This window comes from Pseudomonas sp. ZS1P83 (genome assembly GCF_054897825.1).
This window is the reverse complement of record NZ_CM142706.1, coordinates 5,485,864-5,507,566: the sequence shown is the minus strand read 5'-3', so window position 1 is coordinate 5,507,566 and position 21,703 is coordinate 5,485,864. Positions and strand designations below refer to the sequence as shown.

General features: G+C 59.2%; 22 protein-coding genes and 1 pseudogene. 15 read left to right on the top strand and 8 right to left on the bottom strand.

Annotation, left to right across the window (positions count from 1 at the left end):
• Positions 1-101 precede the first annotated feature (101 nt).
• Entirely contained in the window at positions 102-2,975 is a 2,874-nt protein-coding gene (locus ACYZT0_RS25845; RefSeq protein ID WP_462043584.1) for an EAL domain-containing protein, read from the bottom strand.
• Positions 2,976-3,233: 258 nt separating this feature from the next.
• Here ACYZT0_RS25845 and uvrD point away from each other — a divergent pair, with 258 nt between their 5' ends.
• The 4 genes from uvrD (at position 3,234) to ACYZT0_RS25825 (ending at position 7,492) form a co-directional block, all read left to right on the top strand.
• On the top strand, positions 3,234-5,417 hold the full coding sequence (gene uvrD, locus ACYZT0_RS25840) for a DNA helicase II (RefSeq protein ID WP_462043583.1): 2,184 nt from the start codon (positions 3,234-3,236) through the stop codon (positions 5,415-5,417).
• Positions 5,418-5,471: 54 nt separating this feature from the next.
• A complete protein-coding gene (locus ACYZT0_RS25835) occupies positions 5,472-5,912 on the top strand; it encodes an EamA family transporter (protein WP_462043582.1) in 441 nt (146 codons plus the stop codon).
• Positions 5,913-6,091: 179 nt separating this feature from the next.
• Positions 6,092-6,949: a Tim44 domain-containing protein gene (locus ACYZT0_RS25830; protein ID WP_462043581.1), complete on the top strand. Its 858-nt coding sequence runs from the start codon at positions 6,092-6,094 to the stop codon at positions 6,947-6,949.
• Positions 6,950-7,084: 135 nt separating this feature from the next.
• Positions 7,085-7,492, top strand: a complete 408-nt coding sequence (locus ACYZT0_RS25825) for an SMI1/KNR4 family protein (protein WP_110657681.1) — start codon at positions 7,085-7,087, stop codon at positions 7,490-7,492.
• Between the two features lie 22 nt (positions 7,493-7,514).
• Here the strand turns inward: ACYZT0_RS25825 and ACYZT0_RS25820 are convergent.
• A pseudogene (locus tag ACYZT0_RS25820) lies at positions 7,515-7,743 on the bottom strand (cation:proton antiporter); the annotation flags it as partial.
• A gap of 289 nt (positions 7,744-8,032) precedes the next feature.
• Here ACYZT0_RS25820 and ACYZT0_RS25815 point away from each other — a divergent pair.
• Positions 8,033-8,515, top strand: coding sequence for an acyl-CoA thioesterase (locus tag ACYZT0_RS25815; RefSeq protein ID WP_462043580.1), 483 nt, complete (start codon positions 8,033-8,035; stop codon positions 8,513-8,515).
• Between the two features lie 54 nt (positions 8,516-8,569).
• Here the strand turns inward: ACYZT0_RS25815 and pdxY are convergent, their stop codons facing one another.
• Positions 8,570-9,442 carry a pyridoxal kinase PdxY gene (gene pdxY, locus ACYZT0_RS25810; protein WP_462043579.1) on the bottom strand — a complete coding sequence of 291 codons (873 nt, stop codon included), beginning with the start codon at positions 9,440-9,442 and terminating at the stop codon, positions 8,570-8,572.
• Between the two features lie 119 nt (positions 9,443-9,561).
• Between pdxY and ACYZT0_RS25805 the strand changes: the two genes are divergently transcribed.
• Positions 9,562-9,975, top strand: a complete 414-nt coding sequence (locus ACYZT0_RS25805; protein WP_462031302.1) for a DUF3301 domain-containing protein — start codon at positions 9,562-9,564, stop codon at positions 9,973-9,975.
• A gap of 1 nt (position 9,976) precedes the next feature.
• On the opposite strand, the gene ACYZT0_RS25800 is transcribed toward ACYZT0_RS25805, so the two are convergent.
• Positions 9,977-10,948 carry a CobW family GTP-binding protein gene (locus ACYZT0_RS25800; protein ID WP_462043578.1) on the bottom strand — a complete coding sequence of 324 codons (972 nt, stop codon included), beginning with the start codon at positions 10,946-10,948 and terminating at the stop codon, positions 9,977-9,979.
• Positions 10,949-10,975: 27 nt separating this feature from the next.
• On the opposite strand from ACYZT0_RS25800, the gene ACYZT0_RS25795 reads away from it, so the two are divergent.
• Positions 10,976-11,332, top strand: coding sequence for an NADH:ubiquinone oxidoreductase (locus ACYZT0_RS25795; protein ID WP_462043577.1), 357 nt, complete (start codon positions 10,976-10,978; stop codon positions 11,330-11,332).
• On the opposite strand, the gene ACYZT0_RS25790 is transcribed toward ACYZT0_RS25795, so the two are convergent.
• Together ACYZT0_RS25790 and zigA are read right to left on the bottom strand one after the other, a co-directional pair.
• Positions 11,329-11,979: a DUF1826 domain-containing protein gene (locus ACYZT0_RS25790; RefSeq protein ID WP_462043576.1), complete on the bottom strand. Its 651-nt coding sequence runs from the start codon at positions 11,977-11,979 to the stop codon at positions 11,329-11,331. The two genes, ACYZT0_RS25795 and ACYZT0_RS25790, sit on opposite strands and share 4 nt — an antisense overlap.
• Positions 11,979-13,187, bottom strand: a complete 1,209-nt coding sequence (zigA, locus tag ACYZT0_RS25785) for a zinc metallochaperone GTPase ZigA (protein ID WP_462043575.1) — start codon at positions 13,185-13,187, stop codon at positions 11,979-11,981. Before zigA ends, ACYZT0_RS25790 begins: the two co-directional genes overlap by 1 nt.
• A 147-nt stretch (positions 13,188-13,334) precedes the next feature.
• On the opposite strand from zigA, the gene ACYZT0_RS25780 reads away from it, so the two are divergent.
• Positions 13,335-13,712, top strand: a complete 378-nt coding sequence (locus tag ACYZT0_RS25780; protein WP_462043574.1) for a glutamine synthetase — start codon at positions 13,335-13,337, stop codon at positions 13,710-13,712.
• Here ACYZT0_RS25780 and ACYZT0_RS25775 read toward each other — a convergent pair.
• Positions 13,709-14,905, bottom strand: a complete 1,197-nt coding sequence (locus ACYZT0_RS25775) for an N-acetylmuramoyl-L-alanine amidase (protein WP_462043573.1) — start codon at positions 14,903-14,905, stop codon at positions 13,709-13,711. The genes ACYZT0_RS25780 and ACYZT0_RS25775 overlap by 4 nt on opposite strands.
• An 86-nt stretch (positions 14,906-14,991) precedes the next feature.
• Here ACYZT0_RS25775 and folE2 point away from each other — a divergent pair, with 86 nt between their 5' ends.
• Genes folE2 through ACYZT0_RS25740 form a run of 7 tightly spaced genes read left to right on the top strand, consistent with a single transcriptional unit; the run spans position 14,992 to position 21,102 of the window.
• A complete protein-coding gene (gene folE2 / locus ACYZT0_RS25770) occupies positions 14,992-15,888 on the top strand; it encodes a GTP cyclohydrolase FolE2 (protein WP_462043572.1) in 897 nt (298 codons plus the stop codon).
• Positions 15,885-16,553 (top strand): metal ABC transporter ATP-binding protein, encoded by a 669-nt coding sequence (locus ACYZT0_RS25765; protein WP_462043571.1) that lies wholly within the window; start codon positions 15,885-15,887, stop codon positions 16,551-16,553. Before folE2 ends, ACYZT0_RS25765 begins: the two co-directional genes overlap by 4 nt.
• Positions 16,553-17,419: a metal ABC transporter permease gene (locus ACYZT0_RS25760; protein ID WP_462043570.1), complete on the top strand. Its 867-nt coding sequence runs from the start codon at positions 16,553-16,555 to the stop codon at positions 17,417-17,419. The genes ACYZT0_RS25765 and ACYZT0_RS25760 overlap by 1 nt, the downstream gene beginning before the upstream one ends.
• A gap of 11 nt (positions 17,420-17,430) precedes the next feature.
• Positions 17,431-18,306 carry a metal ABC transporter substrate-binding protein gene (locus tag ACYZT0_RS25755; RefSeq protein WP_462043569.1) on the top strand — a complete coding sequence of 292 codons (876 nt, stop codon included), beginning with the start codon at positions 17,431-17,433 and terminating at the stop codon, positions 18,304-18,306.
• Complete coding sequence (locus tag ACYZT0_RS25750; protein ID WP_056738548.1) at positions 18,303-18,863, top strand: gamma carbonic anhydrase family protein; 561 nt, start codon at positions 18,303-18,305, stop codon at positions 18,861-18,863. Before ACYZT0_RS25755 ends, ACYZT0_RS25750 begins: the two co-directional genes overlap by 4 nt.
• Before the next feature lie 2 nt (positions 18,864-18,865).
• Positions 18,866-20,203 carry a dihydroorotase gene (locus ACYZT0_RS25745; protein WP_462043568.1) on the top strand — a complete coding sequence of 446 codons (1,338 nt, stop codon included), beginning with the start codon at positions 18,866-18,868 and terminating at the stop codon, positions 20,201-20,203.
• A 17-nt stretch (positions 20,204-20,220) separates the two neighbouring features.
• Positions 20,221-21,102 carry a His/Gly/Thr/Pro-type tRNA ligase C-terminal domain-containing protein gene (locus tag ACYZT0_RS25740; RefSeq protein WP_462043567.1) on the top strand — a complete coding sequence of 294 codons (882 nt, stop codon included), beginning with the start codon at positions 20,221-20,223 and terminating at the stop codon, positions 21,100-21,102.
• A gap of 24 nt (positions 21,103-21,126) precedes the next feature.
• Here the strand turns inward: ACYZT0_RS25740 and ACYZT0_RS25735 are convergent, their stop codons facing one another.
• Complete coding sequence (locus ACYZT0_RS25735; protein ID WP_462043566.1) at positions 21,127-21,648, bottom strand: DUF3617 domain-containing protein; 522 nt, start codon at positions 21,646-21,648, stop codon at positions 21,127-21,129.
• Between the last annotated feature and the right edge of the window lie 55 nt (positions 21,649-21,703).

Genomic DNA, 21,703 nt, shown 5'->3' with positions numbered 1-21,703 from the left:
GATGTAGCGCGCTTGTAGTTATACTACAAGAATCGGCTTTTTGCCTGCTCAATGCGTAACTCGATGTCCCCATTTCACGCCACATGCGCTCCATGTAGCCCTTACAAGGGTTTCGCGTCCGCACGCAACAGCTCGGCCAGGCCATGGGCCTCGACCGGGCGGCTGATTAAATACCCCTGCACTTCATCGCAGTGCTCGGTTTTCAAAAACTCAAGCTGCTCCGGTCGCTCTACCCCTTCCGCCACCACCTTCAACGACAACCCGTGCGCCATGGCAATGATCGCCCGGGTGATCGCCGCGTCCTCGCTGCCCTCCCCCAGACCGCGGATAAACGCCTGATCGATCTTCACGTAATCCACCGGGATGCGCTTGAGGTAGCTCAGGGACGAATACCCGGTGCCAAAGTCATCAATCGCCAACTTGACCCCCAAATCCCGCAATTGCTGGAAGGTCGCGATGATGTGCTCGACGCTGTCGAGCAACTGACTTTCGGTGAGTTCCAGCTCGAGGTAGTGCGGCGCCAGGCCGGTTTCTTCCAGCACTTGGCGGACAAGGCTGACCAGCTTGCCCTGACGCAGTTGATGCACCGACAGATTGACCGACACCCGAATCGGCGCAAGCCCCTGGCGCTGCCACTCACAGGCTTGCCAGCAGGCCTGACGCAACACGAACTCGCCGATCGGACCGATCAACCCCGTTTCCTCGGCCAGGCCGATGAAGTCCCCCGGCGGCACGCGCCCCATGGTCGGGTGATCCCAGCGCACCAGCGCCTCGGCAGCATTCAGCCGGCCCGTGGCGAGGCACAGTTTCGGTTGGTAAAACACCTTCAACTGCTTCTCTTCGATGGCTTTACGCAGTTGATTTTCCAGCTGCAAGCGCTCCAACGTACTGGCTTGCAGGCTGTCGGTGTAGAACTGGAAATTATTTCCGCCCAGGTGCTTGGCGTGCTGCATGGCCATATTCGACTGACTGACCAGCGCGGAAATTTCTCGCGCGTTGTCTGGCAACATGCTGATGCCCATGGATGCGCTGACCACCAGCTCATGGCCATCGACAGTGATCGGCAAACGCAGCTTGGTCGACAGTCGGGTCGCCACCCGCGCCAGACTCGACAGGTTGCCGTAGGCATTGAACAACACGGCAAATTCATCGCCGGATAAGCGAGCGATGGTGTCCGCCTCAGGCAAAGCATTGATCAGCCGTCGGGCCATCTTCTGCAAGAGTTGGTCGGCGATTTCATGGCCAAGGCTGGCGTTGAGCAGCTTGAAACGATCCAGATTGATATGCAGCAACGCCAGATTGCGGTGGCCGCCCTGGCGCACCCGCTGATGGGCCTCGCTCAGCCGTTCGCGGAACAGTGAACGGTTAGCCAGACCCGTCAATTCGTCGTAATGAGTCAGGTAACGCATGCGTTCTTCGGATTCGCGGCGAGCCGAGAGATCGGCAAAGAAGCCCACGATATGGCTCACATTTCCCCGAGCATCGCGCACAGCATTGAGTTGCAACCATTGCGGATACACCTCGCCATTCTTGCGGGTTTCTACCAGCTCGCCCTGCCAACTGCCGTGCTGCGCCAGCGCCTGATGAATCGCTGCGTAGTGCCGGCGGGCATCGCGACTGCATGGCAACTCGACCACGTTGCGTCCGATCATGTCTTCAATGTCGTAGCCGGTGACTCGACTGAAGGCCTGATTGACGGCGATCAGCGCGTAATTCGGATCGAAAATCACAATGCCTTCGCTGGCGGCCTCGAACACCGTCGCGGCCAGTTGCCGCTGTTCTTCCAGACCTTTGCTGACGCTGATGTCGCGACGGGTGCCGACCATGCGGATCACTCGGCCATTATTGCCGCGCTCAACGGCTCGTCCTCGGTCCTCGATCCAGACCCAATGGCCATCGCCGTGGCGCACGCGGTACTCGATTTGGTAATCCTCGCTGCGCCCCTTCAAATGCTCGACCAGCGCGCGCTTCAGTGACGGCAAATCATCGGGGTGCAGGCGCGGCTTGAGGTGGCGGAGCATCGCCGTTACGAGTTCCGGTTCCAGGCCGAACAGCTCCTGAAGGTGGGTGTGATGGACTTCGTCGGTTTGCAGGTTCCAGTCCCACAAGCCCAACTCACTGGCCTTCAACGCCAGCGCCAGACGCGCTTCACTCTTGCTCAGGGCCTGGTTGGCGGCATCCAGCTCCAGGCTACGCTGGGCGACGCGGCTTTCCAGCTCGATCTGAATTTGCCGCAGTTCGTCTTCGGCACGACGGCGCTGGTCGATTTCCTTGGCCAGCTTGTGATTGAGCTGGTCACTGCAACGTTGGGCCTGCTGCAAGTGCTCGATCAATGCCTGATTCTGGAAGCGCCGCAACAGCCCGCTATCGATGAGCCGATTGACCTGCCAGGCGACCACGCTCAGCGCGCCCAGTAAAATCAGCCCGAACCAGCCCCACCCCTGACTTTGTTCATCGCCGCCCCAAAATAGATAGCCGATGGCCGGCAACAAACAGGGCAAGGTAAAGGACAGGAACGCCGGCAGGCTGACCGCGTAGGCAACGCTGGCCGAAAGGGCCGCGGCGCCGATCAGGCCGAACACCCAGGCTTGCTGCATGAAATTGTCAGCGGGTACCAGGGCAATGCCGGCGCCGGCCAGGGTCAGGCCGGTCATGGCCGAGCCCAGCAAAAACATACGGCGCCAGATCGGATGCGCCTGACGGTTGGGTATCGCCGAATCGAAGGCCGCGACTTGAATTACCCGCAATGCCACCAGCGACAACAGCCACACCAGCCAGACGCTGACCAGGAAGTAGCGCTGCGGACTCCAAAGCAAGCCTGCGCAGACCAGACCATTGATCAACATGAATAACGTGGGCAGCAACGAGCCCTGATAAAGCAGACGCGTGCGTTCGACCGCCATTTCCATGGCGTACTGTTTGCGGATAACCCGGGGCTCCACAACGGGGCCCGACAGGTCGGTGCTGAGGGTCATAGGCAATGTTCTTGTTCTTATAATGATGAGCATGAGCCCGAAACGTCGACGGAGCATACACAAGCAAGTGCCCGGACCAAACTGCACCAAATCACAAAACCGACAAAAACTGCCCCCCTCCTTACCCGCTGAAAAGGCTTGGAGCGAGCCCCGCCAACGCCTGCAGCCCATGACCGACCGGTCGTCATCCGTGCTTCTTTCATCGGCTAATGCAAAGCTCGGTTTGCCCGGTGTGACGGCGCACCCTAGAATGCCCCGATGCGCGATGATCTCTCCCTTCTGCTGAACTCCCTCAACGATGCCCAACGCCAGGCCGTAGCTGCCTCCGTGGGTCGTCAGTTGGTCCTGGCCGGTGCTGGTTCCGGTAAAACCCGAGTGCTGGTGCACCGTATCGCCTGGTTGATCCAGGTCGAAAACGCCTCGCCCCACTCGATCCTGTCGGTGACCTTCACCAATAAGGCCGCTGCCGAGATGCGTCATCGCATCGAGCAGCTGATGGGTATCAATCCGGCCGGCATGTGGGTCGGTACCTTCCACGGCCTGGCGCACCGCTTGTTGCGGGCGCACTGGCAGGAAGCCGGCCTGAGCCAGACTTTCCAGATTCTCGACAGCGACGACCAGCAACGGCTGGTCAAGCGGGTGATCCGCGAGCTGGGTCTGGATGAACAACGCTGGCCGGCCCGACAGGCCCAGTGGTTCATCAACGGGCAGAAAGACGAAGGTCTGCGTCCGCAACACATTCAAGCCAGCGGCGACCTGTTCCTGGCGACCATGCGCAGCATTTATGAAGCCTATGAGGCCGCGTGCCTGCGCGCCGGCGTGATCGATTTCTCCGAACTGCTGCTACGCGCCCTTGATCTGTGGCGCGATCATCCGGGTCTGCTGGCGCACTATCAAAAGCGCTTCCGGCACATTTTGGTGGACGAGTTCCAGGACACCAACGCCGTGCAGTACGCCTGGCTGCGTTTGCTGGCCAAGGGCGGCGACAGCCTAATGGTGGTCGGCGACGACGACCAGTCGATTTACGGCTGGCGTGGCGCAAAGATCGAGAACATCTATCAGTACTCCGACGACTTCCCGGACGCCGAAACCATTCGTCTGGAGCAGAACTACCGCTCCACCGCCGGGATCCTCAAGGCCGCCAACGCCCTGATCGCCAACAACACCGGACGCATGGGCAAAGAGCTGTGGACCGACGGCGGCGAAGGCGAAGCGATCAACCTGTACGCTGCGTTCAACGAACACGATGAAGCACGCTACGTGGTGGAAACCATCGAAAGTGCGCTCAAAACCGGCTTGGCCCGCAGCGATATTGCGATTTTGTACCGCTCCAACGCCCAATCGCGCGTTTTGGAAGAAGCCTTGCTACGCGAGCGCATTCCGTACCGCATCTATGGCGGTCAGCGCTTCTTCGAGCGGGCAGAAATCAAGAACGCCATGGCTTACCTGCGTTTGCTCGAAGGTCGTGGCAACGATGCAGCGCTGGAGCGGGTGATCAACGTTCCGGCCCGTGGTATCGGTGAGAAAACCGTCGAAGCGATTCGCGACCATGCCCGTCACAGCGATGTGTCGATGTGGGAAGCCATGCGCCTGCTGGTGGCCAACAAAGGCCTGACCGGTCGCGCGGCCGGCGCGCTCGGGGCGTTTATCGAGCTGATCGAGAATCTAGCCGCCAAGTGCATGGAAATGCCGCTGCACCTGATGACCCAAACCGTCATCGAGCAGTCCGGACTGATTGCCTACCACGAAGCGGAAAAAGGCGAAAAAGGCCAGGCACGGGTAGAAAACCTTGAGGAACTGGTCAGCGCTGCGCGCAATTTCGAAAATGCTGAAGAAGACGAAGACCTGACGCCATTGGCGGCATTCCTCGGTCATGCGTCGCTGGAGGCCGGGGATACTCAGGCCGACGAGCACGAAGACAGCATTCAGTTAATGACCTTGCACAGCGCCAAGGGCCTGGAATTTCCTTACGTGTTCCTGGTGGGCATGGAAGAAGGCCTGTTCCCGCACAAGATGAGCCTCGAAGAACCTGGCCGCCTTGAAGAGGAACGCCGTCTGGCCTATGTCGGCATCACCCGGGCCATGCAGAACCTGGTGATGACCTATGCTGAAACCCGACGCCTGTACGGCAGCGAGACCTACAACAAGGTGTCGCGTTTCGTACGTGAAGTACCGAAAGGCCTGATCCAGGAAGTGCGGCTGTCCAACAGCGTCAGCCGTCCCTTCGGCGGCGCCCAGCAGCAGAGCTCCAGCAGCCTGTTTGGCGGTAGCGAGATCCCGGATACCGGATTCAGCCTCGGCCAAGCGGTTCGGCATTCGGTGTTCGGCGATGGCGTGATCCTGAACTTCGAAGGTGCCGGTGCACAGGCCCGGGTCCAGGTGAACTTCGGTGAAGGCAGCAAGTGGCTGATGCTGGGATACGCGAAGCTGGAAGCTATTTAGTTCTGATCTACCCACACTCTGCGTGGGAACGATCTATCTACAAAGGTGCGAACCATGGGCTCAGGCTTCTTTTCTTCCTGGACATTCTGGGCCCTGATGTCGGCAGCTTTCGCGGCCATGACCGCGATCTTCGCCAAAATCGGCATCGAAAACGTCAATTCCGACTTCGCCACCCTACTGCGCACCGTGGTGGTATTGGTCAGCCTGGCCTTGATTTTGTACGCTACGGGCCAATATCAGTCATTAGGATCGATCTCCGCCAAGAGCTATGTGTTCCTGCTGTTGTCCGGTCTCGCCACCGGTGCATCGTGGATTTGCTACTTCCGCGCACTGAAACTGGGGCCGGCCTCGCTGGTCGCTCCAGTAGACAAACTCAGCGTGGTGCTGGTGGCGGTACTCGGCGTGATCCTGTTGGGTGAAAAACTCGACCTGCGCCAATGGGGCGGAATCGGCCTGATTACGGCCGGTGTGGTCATGCTGGCGCTGCGACGCTAGGCAGCCCTCCTACAGAACTTATCCACTCGTCCTACAGACCAAAGTTAACAGGCCTTATTGCGCTGACTGAAGCTGAACGCCACCTGTCAGGCAAAAGCCCGAAACACTCTGCCGCTAGCCAGTAACACTTCAGCTGTGCAACATGGCGCGCGTGCCATCCACAAATGGGAATTCCCTTTATGAAACGTTTTCTTAGCATCGCCATGGCGTTGTGCATCGGTCTGACGATGAGCCTCGACGCCAATGCCAAGCGCTTTGGTGGCGGCAAGAGCTCCGGCGCTGCGCCGACTCACCAGACCAGCCAAATGGCTCCTTCTTCTGCCGCAGGTGGCGCTGCTGCTACTGCCGGCGCGGGCGCTGCCGCCAAGGCCGGCGGTGCTTCGCGCTGGCTCGGCCCTCTGGCCGGTATCGCGGCCGGTGGCCTGCTGGCCTCCATGTTCATGGGCGGCGGCTTCCAGGGCATGCAGATCTTCGACATCCTGATCATGGCGGTCATCGCCTTCCTGGTCTTTCGCTTCATCGCCGCTCGTCGTCGCAAGCAACAGGAGCATCTGTCTCCAGCTGGCGCGCCGATGCAGCGTGAAGTGTTCGAGCAGAAGCCTGCAGGCGGTTCGATCTTCGGCGGCTCGGCAGCACCGGCTGCCGCTCGTCCGGTGATCAATGCTCCGGCCTGGTTCAATGAAAAGAACTTCATTGAAGCGGCCCGCAACCACTTCCAGTCCCTGCAACAGCACTGGGACGCCAACGAAATGGACAAGATCTCCGAGTTCGTGACCCCGCAACTGCTGGAGTTCCTCAAGCGCGAACGTGCCGACCTGGGCGAAGGTTTCCAGTCCACCTACATTGATAACCTCAATGTACAACTGGACGGCGTGGATGATCGCGCCGACAAGACCATCGCCACCCTGACCTTCAGCGGTGTGTCGAAGACCTCGCGCTTTGACCAGGGCGAAGTGTTCAGCGAAAGCTGGAACATGGAACGTCCGCAGGGCGAGAACCAGCCTTGGCTGGTCGCCGGTATCCGCCAGAACGGCTGATCCCTCCTGCGTTAAGCATGCTGTAATGAAAACCCCAGCCTCGGCTGGGGTTTTCTATTTCGCGGTTGCATCTATAGCGAGCTACTGTATAAACCGCCCCATATAAACCGCGCCATCAGCAAGAGGATCCCGGACGTGGAAGAAATCATCGAACAACTGCGTGAAGCCAACGAACCGGTACCGGTCCCCTTGGAGCTGCCCGACGAAGATCAATTGGTGGAAATCGAAGAACAGCTGTTCATCGATATTCCGTTTGTCTTCAGAGAATTTTTGCTGACCGTCAGCGACGTCGTCTACGGCAGCCTGGAGCCGGTGACTGTTACCGACCCGCAATCCCACACCTACCTGCCGGACGTTGCCGCCAACGCTTGGGATGCAGGCGTTGATCGCAGCATGATCCCAATCTGCCAGGACGGTGACGACTACTACCTGGTCGAAGAAGACGGTACCGTAGTGCTGTGGCAAGCCGAAGAAGAACTGATTGCCGAAGAAACCTGGGAATCGGTGTGGCACTGGGCGCGGGACGTCTGGCTGGAAAGCTGATCCGCCTGACGCCCCGCGTGGTCATCATCGATGCCAGCAGCGCGCCCTCGCCCTGAGGCTGGATGCTGCGCAGCCATTCGCCGTACATCCCCAATACCCTACCCAGTCGCTGCGGCATCACCGCTGCAAGCTTGATCGACAGCGGATCAGCCGCGGATCAGGTAGGGCGTCAGCAACGTGGTGATCACCGAGACGGCAACGGCGACGGGGTAGAGGAAGTTGCTGGTGACCTGCAGCGTCATGCCCCGAGCGGTGTGGGGGCTCCTGGGGTGACATTGCTCAATCGGCAGACGTGGGAAAGGTCTGATAGAGCAGAGTAAAAATCCGCGCTCCGAGTAGGAATTGCTCTTGAGGCGGGCTTTTGAAGGGTAACACCGCGACTTCCGGCAGAAAGACGGTGCAATATATGGAAACAGATCGATCCGAGCGTGACGGCAGCCACCCGTCCGGCGTCCCGATAACTGTTGGTTTGAAAAAGCTGACGAGGCACCCGCAGAGGTGCCGCCCTCCCGAAATTCTGCCTTGAACCGTGAGAACGCTATGGAACCCGGAAACGCACAACTGTCGATGACGGTATTGATGACCCCCGACATGTCCAACTTCTCTGGCAATGTCCACGGCGGTACCTTGCTCAAATACCTCGACGAAGTGGCCTACGCCTGCGCCAGCCGTTATGCCGGCCGCTACGTGGTGACCCTGTCGGTGGACCAAGTGATTTTCCGCGAGCCGATTCATGTCGGCGAACTGGTGACCTTTCTGGCCTCGGTCAATTACACCGGCAACACCTCCATGGAGGTGGGCATCAAGGTGGTGACCGAGAACATTCGTGAGCGCTCGGTGCGCCACACCAACAGCTGCTTCTTCACCATGGTCGCAGTGGATGACGACCGCAAACCGGCTGCTGTCCCACCCCTGCAACCGCAGAACAGCGAAGACAAGCGCCGCTTCATGCAGGCGCAGCAACGTCGGCAAATTCGTCAGGAACTGGAAAAGCGTTATCAGGAAATCAAGGACGACGCCTGATAGGGCAAAGGCCGCAGCCTCCAGAGGCTGCGGTTTTTTCTGCCTGCGACGCCGTTACGAGCTGATCGCCGTCGCCTCGAACCGCACCCGTGGATGGGCAATCCGGTCCTGAGCCCGCACCAATTCCAGCTCATAGCTGGCGCAGGCCTGGGTTTCCAGCAGCACTTCATGCACCGCCGACGCTGCAAACTCGAAAGCCGCTACCAGGCTATCGCCCAACAGCACGCGAGCCAGAAACAGCCCGGATGTCAGATCGCCAACGCCCACTGGCTGACGCGGAAATGCCAGCATGGGACGACGCAGATGCCAGCTGCCTTCGGCCGTCACCAGCAGCATCTCGAAAACATCCGCCGGCTTACCGGGATAGTCCAGATGCTTGACCAGCACAGCCTTCGGACCGCGCGCCAGCAATGCTCGCGCCATGGCCAGGCAATCGAACAACGATTGCGGCCTGCGCCCCGAAAAGCTGTCCAGTTCCAGCTGGTTCGGGCACATGAAGTCCGCCACCGCAGCCGCCTCTTCCAGCAGGAAATCGCTGACTTCCGCGGGCACGCTGCAACCCTTCTCCGGATGGCCCATCACCGGGTCACACAGATACAGCGCCTTGGGATTCACCAACTTGATCCGCGCCACACCCGTCAGGATCGCCCGACCCTGGGCCGCACTGCCGAGATACCCGGACAACACGGCGTCGCAGTTGCCCAGCTCGCCAATCGCCGCGATGCCTTCGACCAGCTCGGGAATCTGATGCGGCGCCAGCACTTCACCGGCCCACTGGCCATACTGGGTATGGTTGGAGAACTGCACGGTATTGAGCGGCCAGACGTTCACCCCGACCCGCTGCATCGGGAAAACCGCGGCGCTGTTGCCAGCGTGGCCGAACACCACGTGGGACTGGATGGCGAGCAGATGGGGCGTACGTTTCATGCGGTGAGTTTTCCGTAACCGATTGAAATTCAAGCCGCGCAGTATGCGACTAAACACAGCCTGTACGACAGACCGGCGACGCAGTTAAGCTGACACTATCTTGTTGGAGCAACTTGTTAATGCTGACCCTTGGAAATATCTTCGTGCTGATGTTGCTTGCCACCGGTGGCGCGTGGTTGTGGCACAACCATGGCCTGCGCGAGCGTGCGCTGGAGCGGGTCAAGCAGCATTGCGCAAAGCTTGGAATCGAGCTGCTGGACGGCAACGTCGCATTGAAAAAGATCGCGTTCATCAAAGATGCCAACGACCGGCGGCGTCTCGCCCGTGTGTATAACTTCGAATTCACTGTGACCGGTGAAACCCGTCACAACGGCACCATCACCCAGTTCGGCGCCCACAGTGCGCAGATTGAGCTGGCGCCCTACCCGATGCCGTTCGACGACACGCCTGCGGTGGGCGATGTCGTGAAGCCGCGCGCTGAGGTGATCGAGTTGAGCCAGTGGCGGCAAGAACACACTAAATGGCGTCCTTGATTTAAGTCGGGCTCGACCGGCAGTCGGCTAGATCTCGTTGCAATGAATCAATATCCTGCGGTTCACTGAAAATCAGCTCGATACGCGAATCACGCCGCCATTCGCTGGGCTGCCAGTTCAGCACCGAGTTTTCCAGTGCATTCGCCGAAACCCAACCGTCGCTGCTGTGGATAACTAGCTTCGCCCGCCGCCAGACAAGGCTTTCAAGCCACTGGCCAACGCGCGCCGCATCGAATGTCTGACTCGGATGCCAACGCCAGCCGACGCTCCAGCCGCCCTCCTGTTCCTGGCTCAAGCAAATTGGCAGCGCCGGATCCGTCCAGATGGCCGGCATCTGCGCCAAACCTTTGGGCGCGATGAAGTTATCCACACCCGCCACAGCCTGAGCCCCAAATCCCGGTAATTTGCTCAACGGCAAGATGGCTTGCTGCGTCCAATACAGAGGTCGAGAAGGCAGCTGCGCGGCGATTCGCTGGCGATCATTGGCGTCGAGACCTTCCGCTTTGTTCAGCAACAACAAACCAGCACTGCTCAACGCCTCCTGTTGCGCCTCGGGCAGTGGTTTGCCAGCGGCGAGTGCCTGGGCATCCAATACCAGTACACAAGGCTGAACTGCCAGCACGCCATGCCACGGCGCCTCACTCAATTGCCTGAGCAATTGCGCCGGATGACCCAGCCCGGAAGGTTCGATGAATAACCGATCCGGGCGCGCCTTACGCAGCAAACGCCCGAGGCCGATCTGAAAAGGTGCACCGTTGACGCAACACAAACAGCCCCCGGCCACCTCACCCAGTGCGATACCATCGACGTCCTGGGTCAGCAACGCAGCGTCGAGGCCGATCTGGCCGAACTCGTTGATCAGCACTGCCCAGCGCTCACCGAGCGGCCGCTGCATCAGCAGATTCCTGATCAAGCTGGTCTTGCCGGCACCCAACGGGCCTGCAATGACGTGAGTGGGAATGTTCTGCAACATGGTTAATGTTTTCTGAGGAGGTAGGGGATGCGGTTGATGGGATTGTCGTTGCTCCTGGCGCTCACTTCAGGTGAGGCGTTGGCCCAGGCCTGCGTGGTACATAGCACGGCTACGCGACTTGACGTGAAAGTCTGCCAGCAGAACCGCAACATCCCGGAAAAACTGTTCGCCGATGGTTTCTGCCAGCCGAACCTCCCTGGTCAGAAAGTCGAGGTGCAATACGTCGATCAATGCCCCACCGGCGCGTTTGGCGTGTGCAGCAACGCCCAAGTCGCCAATATGCCTTACCGGCAGGATATTCACTATTACGGCGTAGCTACCGATGCAGCGTATCTGAAGCCGTTTTGCGAAGGCCAGAGTCAGGGCAACTGGCTCAAGCCTTAACCCAGCCAATCCAGGGTCAGAATCAAACGGCGCTCCCCCGGCGCGGGTTGCGGCGAACGGTGAATCAGGCCGAAACCTTCGTTGCCGTGCCATTTCTCGCCTTTGAGCAGTGCCACTTCGCCCCTGGCGATTTGCTCGATCAGCGAATCCTGTGTGGGTTCGGCCTCAGGCTTGCCCAATTGCCGGCGATCCATCACCCCTTCTTTCAGCCACTGACTTCCAATTCCGGCATAGGTGGTGATCAGACGAACCGGCACATGATCGACGTGAAAGCTCGGGCACATGGCCTTGTCCAGAACCCGCACGCGCAGGCCGATGCGCTTGGAGCCCAATAGACAGGCGAATGCGCTGACCAGCCAGGACACGTCTGCAATGAAACCTGCATACCCTTCGAGATCGCTGAATCCTGAGGCCAATCCATGCAGATTGGGTTCGACGTCGTCGCTGGACAACTCCAGCACCCGTGACTCGGCCAGCGGTTCATTCAAGGACAGAAGCAAGCGCCCGAAATCATCAATGTGCGCCGGGAGCTGGCGCTGCCAAACGGCGAGGTTTACCCCGTCATCAAGAATTCGGGGCAGGGTCTGTGGCGTGTCACCTTGAACCTGATGAACGATCGACTGCCGCTTCAGACTGGGCACCAACATCAGGCGGCTACCTCTTCGTGCCAAGGGCCGAACGGATCTGTCAGCAATCGCCAGCCCTCGACACCCAACGCCATTTCATCGTCGGTCAGCAGGCAGTTGTCGAGTTCGGTGGTGAGTTGCGCGAAGTCGATGTTCTGGCCGATGAACACCAGTTCCTGACGGCAATCGCCGGTGGCTGCGGTCCAGTTTTCCATGATCCCGGCGGTGCTTTCTTCGTCCTGCGGCCACTGCGGTTTCGGTACGAAACGCCACCAGCGTCCGGCGAATCCATGGCGCATCAAACCGCCGGCCTGGGACCAGCTAGCGGCGTCCATGTGTTTGCTGGCCAGCCAGAAAAACCCTTTGGAGCGCAGCAGTTTGCCGTTCACCCACGGGCGATCGATAAAACTGAAAAAGCGCTGAGGATGAAACGGTCGGCGTGCTCGGTAAGCCGTCGAAGCGATGCCGTATTCGTCGGTTTCGGGCACATGCTCGCCACGTAATTCCTGTAACCAACCCGGCGCCTGAGCGGCCTTGTCGAAATCGAAACGACCGGTACTCAGGATCTTCTCCAAGGGAATTTCGCCCATGACCATCGGGATGATTTCTGCCTGGGCATTGAGCCGCTCAAGGATCGCGATCAGCTCCTGGCGTTCACTGCTGCTGATCAAGTCGATCTTGCTGATCAGAATCACGTCGGCGAATTCGATCTGCTCGATCAACAGGTCGGTGATCGAGCGTTCGTCCTCCTCGTCCAATGTTTCACCACGGGAAGCGAGACTTTCGGCGGCCTGATAGTCGAGCAGGAAATTCATGCCATCAACTACCGTGACCATGGTGTCGAGCCGGGTAATGTCGGCCAGGCTGTGCCCTTCTTCATCCCGGAAGGTGAAGGTTTCCGCCACCGGCAGCGGCTCGGAAATGCCGGTGGATTCGATCAACAAATAATCAAAGCGACCCTCCTTGGCGAGTTTGCTCACCTCTTCCAGCAAGTCTTCGCGCAAGGTGCAGCAGATGCAGCCATTGCTCATCTCCACCAGTTTTTCTTGCGCACGATTCAGGGTGACATTGCGCTGGACCTCGCTGCCATCGATGTTTATTTCGCTCATATCATTGACGATCACGGCAACGCGCAGGTTGTCGCGATTGCGCAGCACGTAGTTGAGCAGCGTGCTTTTGCCAGCGCCGAGAAAGCCCGACAGGACGGTCACGGGGAGACGATTGGGCATCAGGTATTCCTCACAGGAGATGCCCGGTCGCAGTGTCGGGCTTAATTTGATGTTATAGTATAACAATACAATTAAGCCACTCTCCTCTTGCCCACGATGATAAAGGGCACGATGCTGAAGCCCGTCCGCTCCGTGAGAAATCCCCCCATGCGTATTGCCCTGAAAATAATGCTGATGAGCTTTTCGCTGCTGGTCGCCATCGACGCCTGGGCGAAAATCCCGAGCCTGGCCAAATGCACCCGAAGCGCCAATCTGCTGGCCTGCGTGGATGGCGACGGCAACGCCTATAGCGTCAACACCGTCGGTAGTACGATCTATTTGCGGGGCTTCGAAGCGGCCGGAAAACGCCACTGGGCGCAGACCAACAGTCGCTATGGACAACTCACGTTTTTCACTGGGCTCGCTTCCGATGGCGAAGCCTGGGTTGGCTATAACCGCCGCGTCGGCTGGACCACCATCAATCGGTTTTCCAGCTCTGGCGGCAGCAGCGGTAAGTTCACTTGTAGCCGAATTGCAGGGTGTTAGGCCTGGGACTTTTTCTGCTCCTGCCGCCAAGCGATGTAAGTGTTTACTGGCGGATTTTTCTGGAAGTAGCGCTGTAACCCTTCGAACAAGCCATCGGCTACGGCCTGCTGGTGGCGCGCGGTGACCAGTCGCTGACTGTCGCGAGCGTTGGAGATGAAGCCGGTTTCCACCAGAATCGACGGCACATCCGGCGACTTCAGCACCGCAAATCCGGCTTGTTCCACGCGCTTCTGATGCAGCGTGGTGATGCCCGCCAGACTGCCAAGCACCGTGCTGCCCAACTGCAAACTGGCGGCGATGGTGGCGTTCATCGACATGTCGAGAATCACCCCGGCGAGCATCGGGTCCTTGTCTTTGAGATTGAGCAGGCTGGTGGCACCCAGCAGGTCCGCGCCGTTCTCCCGTTGTGCCATAAAGCGTGCAGTGGCGGAAGTCGCCCCACCTTCAGACAAGCAATACACAGAGGCACCTGACGCGGTAAGACGCGGCGCCGCGTCCGCGTGCACCGAGATAAACATGTCGGCGTTGTGCTTGCGGGCAATCTCCACGCGTTTACGCAGCGGGACGAAGAAGTCGTCGTTGCGCACCAGTTTCACGTCGAAGCCCTTCTCGCGCTTCAGCCGCTTGGCCAACAACTGTGCGATGGACAACACCACGTCTTTCTCACGCTCACCTTTGGCGCCGACCGCGCCGGGGTCTTTGCCGCCGTGACCGGGGTCGACCACCACGATGATGTCGCGCTTGGGGTGAGCCTTGTCGCCGACCGCCTCGGGCGCAGCCGCCATTTGTAATGGCGCAGCAGTCTTCAGATCAAGTACCAGTCGATGGCCCTGACCGTCCTGCGGTGGCAGCAAAAAACTGGCGAGCTGCACCGGACCGCTGAGGTCGAGGACGATCCGCGTATCACCCTGACCAAATTGTCCGGAACGGATCGAGCGAATCACAGTGTTGCTAAGCGCCAACTGACTGAAGTTGCCATTCAGGTTGGCGCCACTCACATCGATGATCAGCCGTTCGGGAGCACTCAGGGAAAACGTCTTGTACTGCACCGGCCCGCTCAGATCGAACACCAATCGTAGCTTGTCATCCGAACGCCAGAGCCGCGCATTGCGAATCTGTGTGGCCGAGACGCCAAACGGTAAGGCGAAGGCCGCGCTGGCCAGGATCAGGTTTAGCAGGTGACGTCTGTGCATGATGAAAGCCCGTTCATAAAAAAGGCATGGTTGATTTTAATGTAATAACATAACATACAGAATCGACTCTCACGATGGACCTGCTCATGAATGCGCTGACTCTGCCGGATATTGCCGCGCAGGCCTCACGCCAAGCCCTGTCACTCGACTGGGTGGGCATGTGCGGCATTGCTCTTCCTGTTTTATTCGATGGCCAACGACTGAGTGCAAAGGCCGACGCGGGCGTCAGCCTTGATGATGGAGAGGCGCGCGGGATTCATATGTCGCGGCTGTATTTGACGCTGGAAATACTTGAGCGAGAAAACCTGACGCCCGCCTTGCTGCGGCGAGTTTTACAAAGTTTTCTCGATACTCATGAAGGACTGTCCACTAGCGCGTACTTAAAAATTCACACCGATTTACTGCTCAAAAGACCGGCGCTAATCAGTCCATTGGCCGGCTGGAAAACGTATCCAGTGACCATCGAAGCCTGTTTGAAAAACGCGATGTTCCACGTGGAACTAAAAATCGACGTGCCTTATTCCTCGACCTGCCCGTGTTCCGCGGCGCTTTCCCGGCAGTTGATTCAGCAGCAATTTGTCGACGACTTCGCCAACCAGCCATTGCAACACGCGGATGTATTGGCTTGGCTCGGCTCCACAAAAGGCATCATCGCAACGCCTCACAGCCAACGGAGCAATGCGAAATTACGGTTTCGACTGGATGACTATCTGGATGACTTACCGCTGATCGCAATCATCAACGACGCTGAAGCAGCCCTCGGCACCGCCGTACAAACCGCCGTAAAACGCGCCGACGAACAAGCCTTCGCCCTCGCAAACGGTCAGAACCTGATGTTCTGCGAAGACGCCGCACGACGTTTGAACCTGGCCTTGAAACGCTCCCCCGGCATCAACGCCTTCCACATACGAGTCATCCACGCCGAAAGCCTCCACGCACACGACGCGGTCGCCGAAAGCCGCTGGAACTGGGAGGCCGCATGATTCATTGCCAAGCCTTGCGATGGGGCGCACCCGGTCAACCGCTCACGCCACCCGTAGATTTCGAATTGCCCAAGGGCAGCCTGACCGCTGTGATCGGTGCCAATGGCTCGGGTAAAAGCAGCCTGCTGAAAGTTATCGCAGGTTTACAAAAACCGCTGATCGGCAAGGTCGTACTGGATATTCCACGCAAGGGCGGCCTCTCGTTCCTACCCCAACAACAACACCTGGACCGCCAATTTCCCATCAGCTTGCAAGAGCTAGTGGCCGCCGGTTTCTGGGGCAGCACGCAGTCTGCAGAAACTCGCAGCCAACACCTCAAAGCCGTGCTGGAAAACTGGTGCTTGACCGGGCTGGAGCAACGACCATTGATGGCGTTGTCCGGCGGCGAATTACAGCGTGCCCTGCTCGCCCGTTTGAGCCTCGCGCAAGCGCCATTGCTGTTGCTCGACGAACCCCACGCCGCCCTCGACGAACTCGGTCAGTTGCTGCTCTGGAAACACATCCACACGTGGCATGCAGAAGGTCGGACTCTGGTGATCGTGTGTCATGACTTGGCCGCCGTTCGCCAACACATTCCTCAAACGTTGCTGATCAAAAGCACCGGCTGCGTCCTCGGGTCGAGCGTTGATCTGATCCACCAACAACCACATACGCGGGTGGCCTGATGCTCGCTGCCGCTCATCTTTGGCAACCGTTCCACGAGTTCGTGTTCATGCGCCGAGCGCTTCTTGGTGGATTGGTCCTGGCGTGCAGCACGGCACCGCTCGGTGTGTTTCTGATCCTTCGGCGCATGAGTCTGATCGGTGATGCGGTGGCGCACGGTATCTTGCCCGGCGCTGCATTGGGCTTCTGGTTCGCAGGTTTGAGTCTGCCCGCGCTGACCATCGGCGGTCTCGGCGCAGGCCTCAGCATGGCCGGACTCGCCGCCTGGATCACCCGGCGAACCGGCCTGCGGGAAGACGCGAGCCTCGCCGCGATCTACCCGATTTCACTGGCCAGTGGCGTGCTGATACTCGGCATCGCCGGCAAACGCCTGGACCTGTTGCACCTTTTGTTTGGCTCGGCGCTGGCGGTCGATGGCCCGACGTTGACAGGCATGCTCTGGGTCTCCGGCTTCAGCCTGATCGCCATGGCCTTCATCTACAAACCTCTGTTGCTGGACACCCTCGACCCACTCTTTCTACAAACCGTCAGCCGCCTCGGACCACTGGCCCACGGTGTGTTTCTGATGTTGGTGGTGCTGAACCTGGTGATCGGTTTCCAGGCCATTGGCGCGCTGATGGTGGTCGGCTTGATGATGTTGCCCGCCGCCGCATCGCGCTTCTGGAGTCGTCGCTTACCGATGTTAATGACCATCGCCGCCCTGCTCGGCTGCCTCTCGGTGTGGCTCGGTTTATTGCTGTCGTTCTACTACTCACTGCCCAGCGGTCCGGCGATCGTGCTGGTGGCCGGCAGTTTGTATCTGCTGTCCGTGGTGTTCGGACCGGTGCACGGTTTACTGCGCCGCCCGCCTTTGCTCACATCCCAATGAGGTGTTACCCGATGCGCGCTTTACTCGTGCTGTTCAGTTTGATGCTGTCGATGTCGCTGTCTGCTGCGGAAAAACTTCAGGTAGTCACCAGTTTCAGTATCCTCGCCGACATGACCCATCAAGTCGGCGGCGACCATATCCAGATCACCAGCATGGTCGGCGCGGATGCCGATGCTCACACTTACGAGCCGACACCTGACGACGCCAAGGCGTTGCTCAAAGCCAAACTCATCATCAAAAACGGTCTGGGATTCGAGCCATGGCTGGACCGTCTGGTGACGAGCACCGAGACCAAAGCGCCTGTGATCAGCACGAGTCACGGCGTCATCCCGCGTTCCCTGGATGAGGGCGGAGAGAGGGTTCCCGACCCACACGCCTGGCACAACCTGGCGAACACTGAGCTGTACATCAGCAACATCACCAAGGCACTGATCGCCGCCGACCCGACCAACAAACTCGACTACGAACGCAACAGCCAGGCCTACCTGAAACAGATCTACGCGCTGCTTGCCGAAGCCAAGGCCAAACTCGGCTCACTGCCACCGGGCAATCGCAAGATCGTAACGTCCCATGACGCCTTCGGTTATCTCGGTCAGGCTTATGGCATCGACTTCATGGCGCCTCAAGGCCTGTCCACTGAACGCGAACCGTCAGCCGCCGAAGTCGCTGCTCTGATCACCCAGATACGCCAGGCCAAGGTCAAAGCGGTGTTCATGGAAAACATCAAGGATGCACGCCTGCTCAAGCAGATTGCCGATGAAAGCGGCGCGCACATCGGTGGCACGTTGTACTCCGATGCCCTGGCGGCTACTGGTCCGGCCAGCACCTTTGTCGGATTGTTTGAGTACAACCTCAACACCCTGTACGACGCGTTGAGCAAACCATGATCCGCAAGAACCCTTCAGGCGATTTGCCAGTGATCGCAGAGTCCGCCTATGTGGATAAAACCGCCATCATCTGCGGAAAAGTGGTGATCGGCGAAAACGTCTTCGTCGGCCCCTACGCGGTGATTCGGGCCGACGAGGTGGATGCCTCGGGCGAGATGGAGCCGATCACCATCGGCGCCAACTCGAACATCCAGGATGGCGTGGTGATCCATTCCAAGTCCGGAGCGGCAGTGACCATCGGCGAGTTCAGTTCGATCGCCCACCGCTCAATCGTTCATGGTCCGTGCAAGGTTGGCGACCGGGTGTTTATCGGTTTCAACAGCGTGCTGTTCAACTGCGCAGTCGGTGACGGCTGCGTGGTGCGGCACAACTCGGTGGTCGATGGTCGCGATTTACCCGAAGACTTCTATGTGCCCTCCACCACCCGCATCGGCCCCAAGACCGATCTGTCGCAGTTCCCACCGGTGAGCGTCAGCGCCTCGGAGTTTTCCGAGGACGTGGCGCGTACCAACGTTGACCTTGTGCGCGGCTACAAAGCCCTGCAGAACGAGTTCTGACCATGAGCAGCGTGCTGATTCGCAATGCCCGGCTGGTGAATGAAGGCCGTGAGTTTGACGGAGATCTGCTGGTGAGCAACGGTCGAATCGTGAAGATCGCCAGCAGCATCCACGGTGAAAATGCCCGCGTGGAAATCGATGCACAAGGGCAATGGCTGCTGCCCGGCATGATCGACGACCAAGTGCACTTCCGCGACCCAGGCTCGCCGGACAAGGGCAGCCTCTACACCGAATCCCGGGCCGCGGTCGCCGGCGGCATCACCAGCTTCATGGACATGCCCAACACCCATCCTGCGACCCTGACCCTCAGCGCACTGGCTGACAAAAAGCGGAAAGCGGCGATCAACTCGGTCGCCAATTACGCCTTTCATTTCGGCGTGAGCAACGACAATCTCGACACCGTCGCCAGGCTCAATCCCTGTGAAGTAGCTGGCGTCAAAGTGTTCATGGGCGCCTCGACCGGCAACATGCTGGTCGATGAACCACACATTCTGGAGCGACTATTCGCCGAGGTGCCCACCATTTTGTTGGCACACTGCGAACACACGCCCAGCATCGACGCCAACGCCGCGAACCTGCGTGACGTGTTCGGTGAACACATTCCTGCTGCGGCCCATCCGCTGATCCGCAACGCCGAGGCCTGCTTTCGCTCCTCCTCAATGGCCGTGGACCTGGCCAGGCGTCACGGCACCCGACTGCATGTTCTGCACCTGACCACCGCCCGCGAACTGGCGTTGTTCGAAGACAAGCCGCTGGCCCAGAAACGCATCACCGCCGAAGTCTGCCTGCATCACCTGCTGTTCGATGATCGGGATTACCCGAGTCTCGGCAACCTGATCAAGTGCAACCCGGCGATCAAAACCCCGGCCGACCGCAATGCCTTGCGCGAAGCATTGCTGAGCCATCGACTCGACGTGATCGGCAGTGATCACGCGCCACACACCTGGGCCGAAAAACAGCGGCCCTACAGCCAGGCGCCTGCCGGCTTACCGTTGGTGCAACATGCCCTGCCAGCGCTGCTGGAATTGGTCGCGGATGAAGTTCTGCCGATCACCACGCTCGTGGCCAAGACCAGTCATCGCGTTGCCGATCTGTTCGCCATTCCCGACCGCGGTTATCTGCGCGAAGGCTATTGGGCCGACCTCGTTCTGATCAAACCAGAACCCGGCGGTGTCGCCGTTTCCCAGCAGCCGATCCTGTCTCAATGCGGCTGGACACCTTTTGCCCGACAGCGTTTTCGCCACAGCGTCAGTACCACGATTGTGTCGGGGCAAATTGCCTGGCACAACAAACATCTTAATGACAACTGTCAGGGTTTACCTCTACGATTTATGCGCTAGCACTCGAGAGCACCGACATGATTCACATCACCCTGAGCGATGGTTCATTGCGTGAATACGACCAGCCACTGTTGGTGTACGAGTTCGCCGCGAGTATCGGACCCGGACTGGCAAAAGCGGCGGTGGCCGGCCGAGTGGACGGCGTCCTGGTGGACTGTGAGTTCATGATCGAGGCCGATGCCCGGGTCAACATCGTCACACCTCAAGAGCCCGATGGGCTGGAGATCCTGCGACACTCCTGTGCACTGATGCTGGCCATGGCCGTCAAACAACTACATCCACAGGTTCAACTGCACGCAGGAACGGCGCTGGGCGACGGGTTCTTTTATGAATTTTCTGCCGAGCGATCCCTAACGCAGGCAGACCTGCCACTGATCGAAGCACGCATGCAGGCTCTGGCGGCGACCAATCACTCGATTCGCCGTCAAGGGAAGACGCAGCTGTACCGCCTGGGGAACTTCGAGACTACGACAGTTGGTCCGCATGTCCCCGCGACGAGAGTGCTGCAAGCGTTCACCCTCGACCACATCAGCGGGACGTTGCAGCAGCGGATTTATGGTACGTGCTGGCCCTGCCAACAGGAGCTGGAAAACTGGCGGACGCCGCCCCACGTCATCATCGTCAGCATGGACGAACGTCAGGCGGATTACGCGCAATCGGTGACCGAGGCATTGCGCCGAAGTGGCGTGCGCGCCCGCGCGGATCTGCGTCACGAGAAAGTCCGTCAAAAAATTCGCGAGCACAGTCAGCATGTGCCGTATCTGGTGGTGATCGGGGAGAAAGAAAAGGACGGCGGGTTTGTCAGCGTGCGGAGTAGCACCGGGGAGGATTTCGGCAGGATGGCGATCGAAGCCCTGTGTGAATGGTTGAATCAAACCCGCTCCTACACAACCCTGTAGGAGCATGGCTTGCCCGCGAAGCTCTTAGGCTCTCGGCTTAACGGTCCCGCAATTTTGACCCAACCACACGGCGCGGCTCTCGAGGCTGCCCTTCTGCTGAATGCCGGTGGCATTGAAAGTGCCGTTAACCTTGGTGGTGAACTCACGATCACTGAGGAAAGTGGCGACACCGGTGCCCTGCGCTTTCGGACAACTGAAGCGGAATTTCCACTGGTTGCCGGTACGATCAGTGACTTCCTGCTTGCAGCCCGATTGCGGATCCGTCAGCGGAATGTCGTCGGTCTTCACCTGTTCCGGTGTCAAACAAGACCGAATCCCTTTGCCGCCCATGGTGATGCCCTGTTTCTCCAGTTGCGTACGCTGTTCAGGGGTTATCTGGCTCTGTATCTGGCCGAGGATCAGCTGCAAGTCCGGGAGGTTCTGGTCATCGACCTTCATGTTGCTTGTGGTCAATTCCCACAAGCCAGGCTGCAGCATCTGCGCCTGAGCGGCCACAGGAAGTGACAAACCTATAGCCATGGCCAAACCCAGCAGACGAACGTTCATCGAGTAACTCCTGATCAGTAGTGGCCGTTAGACGTCAGCCAGGGGCTTCGGTTCA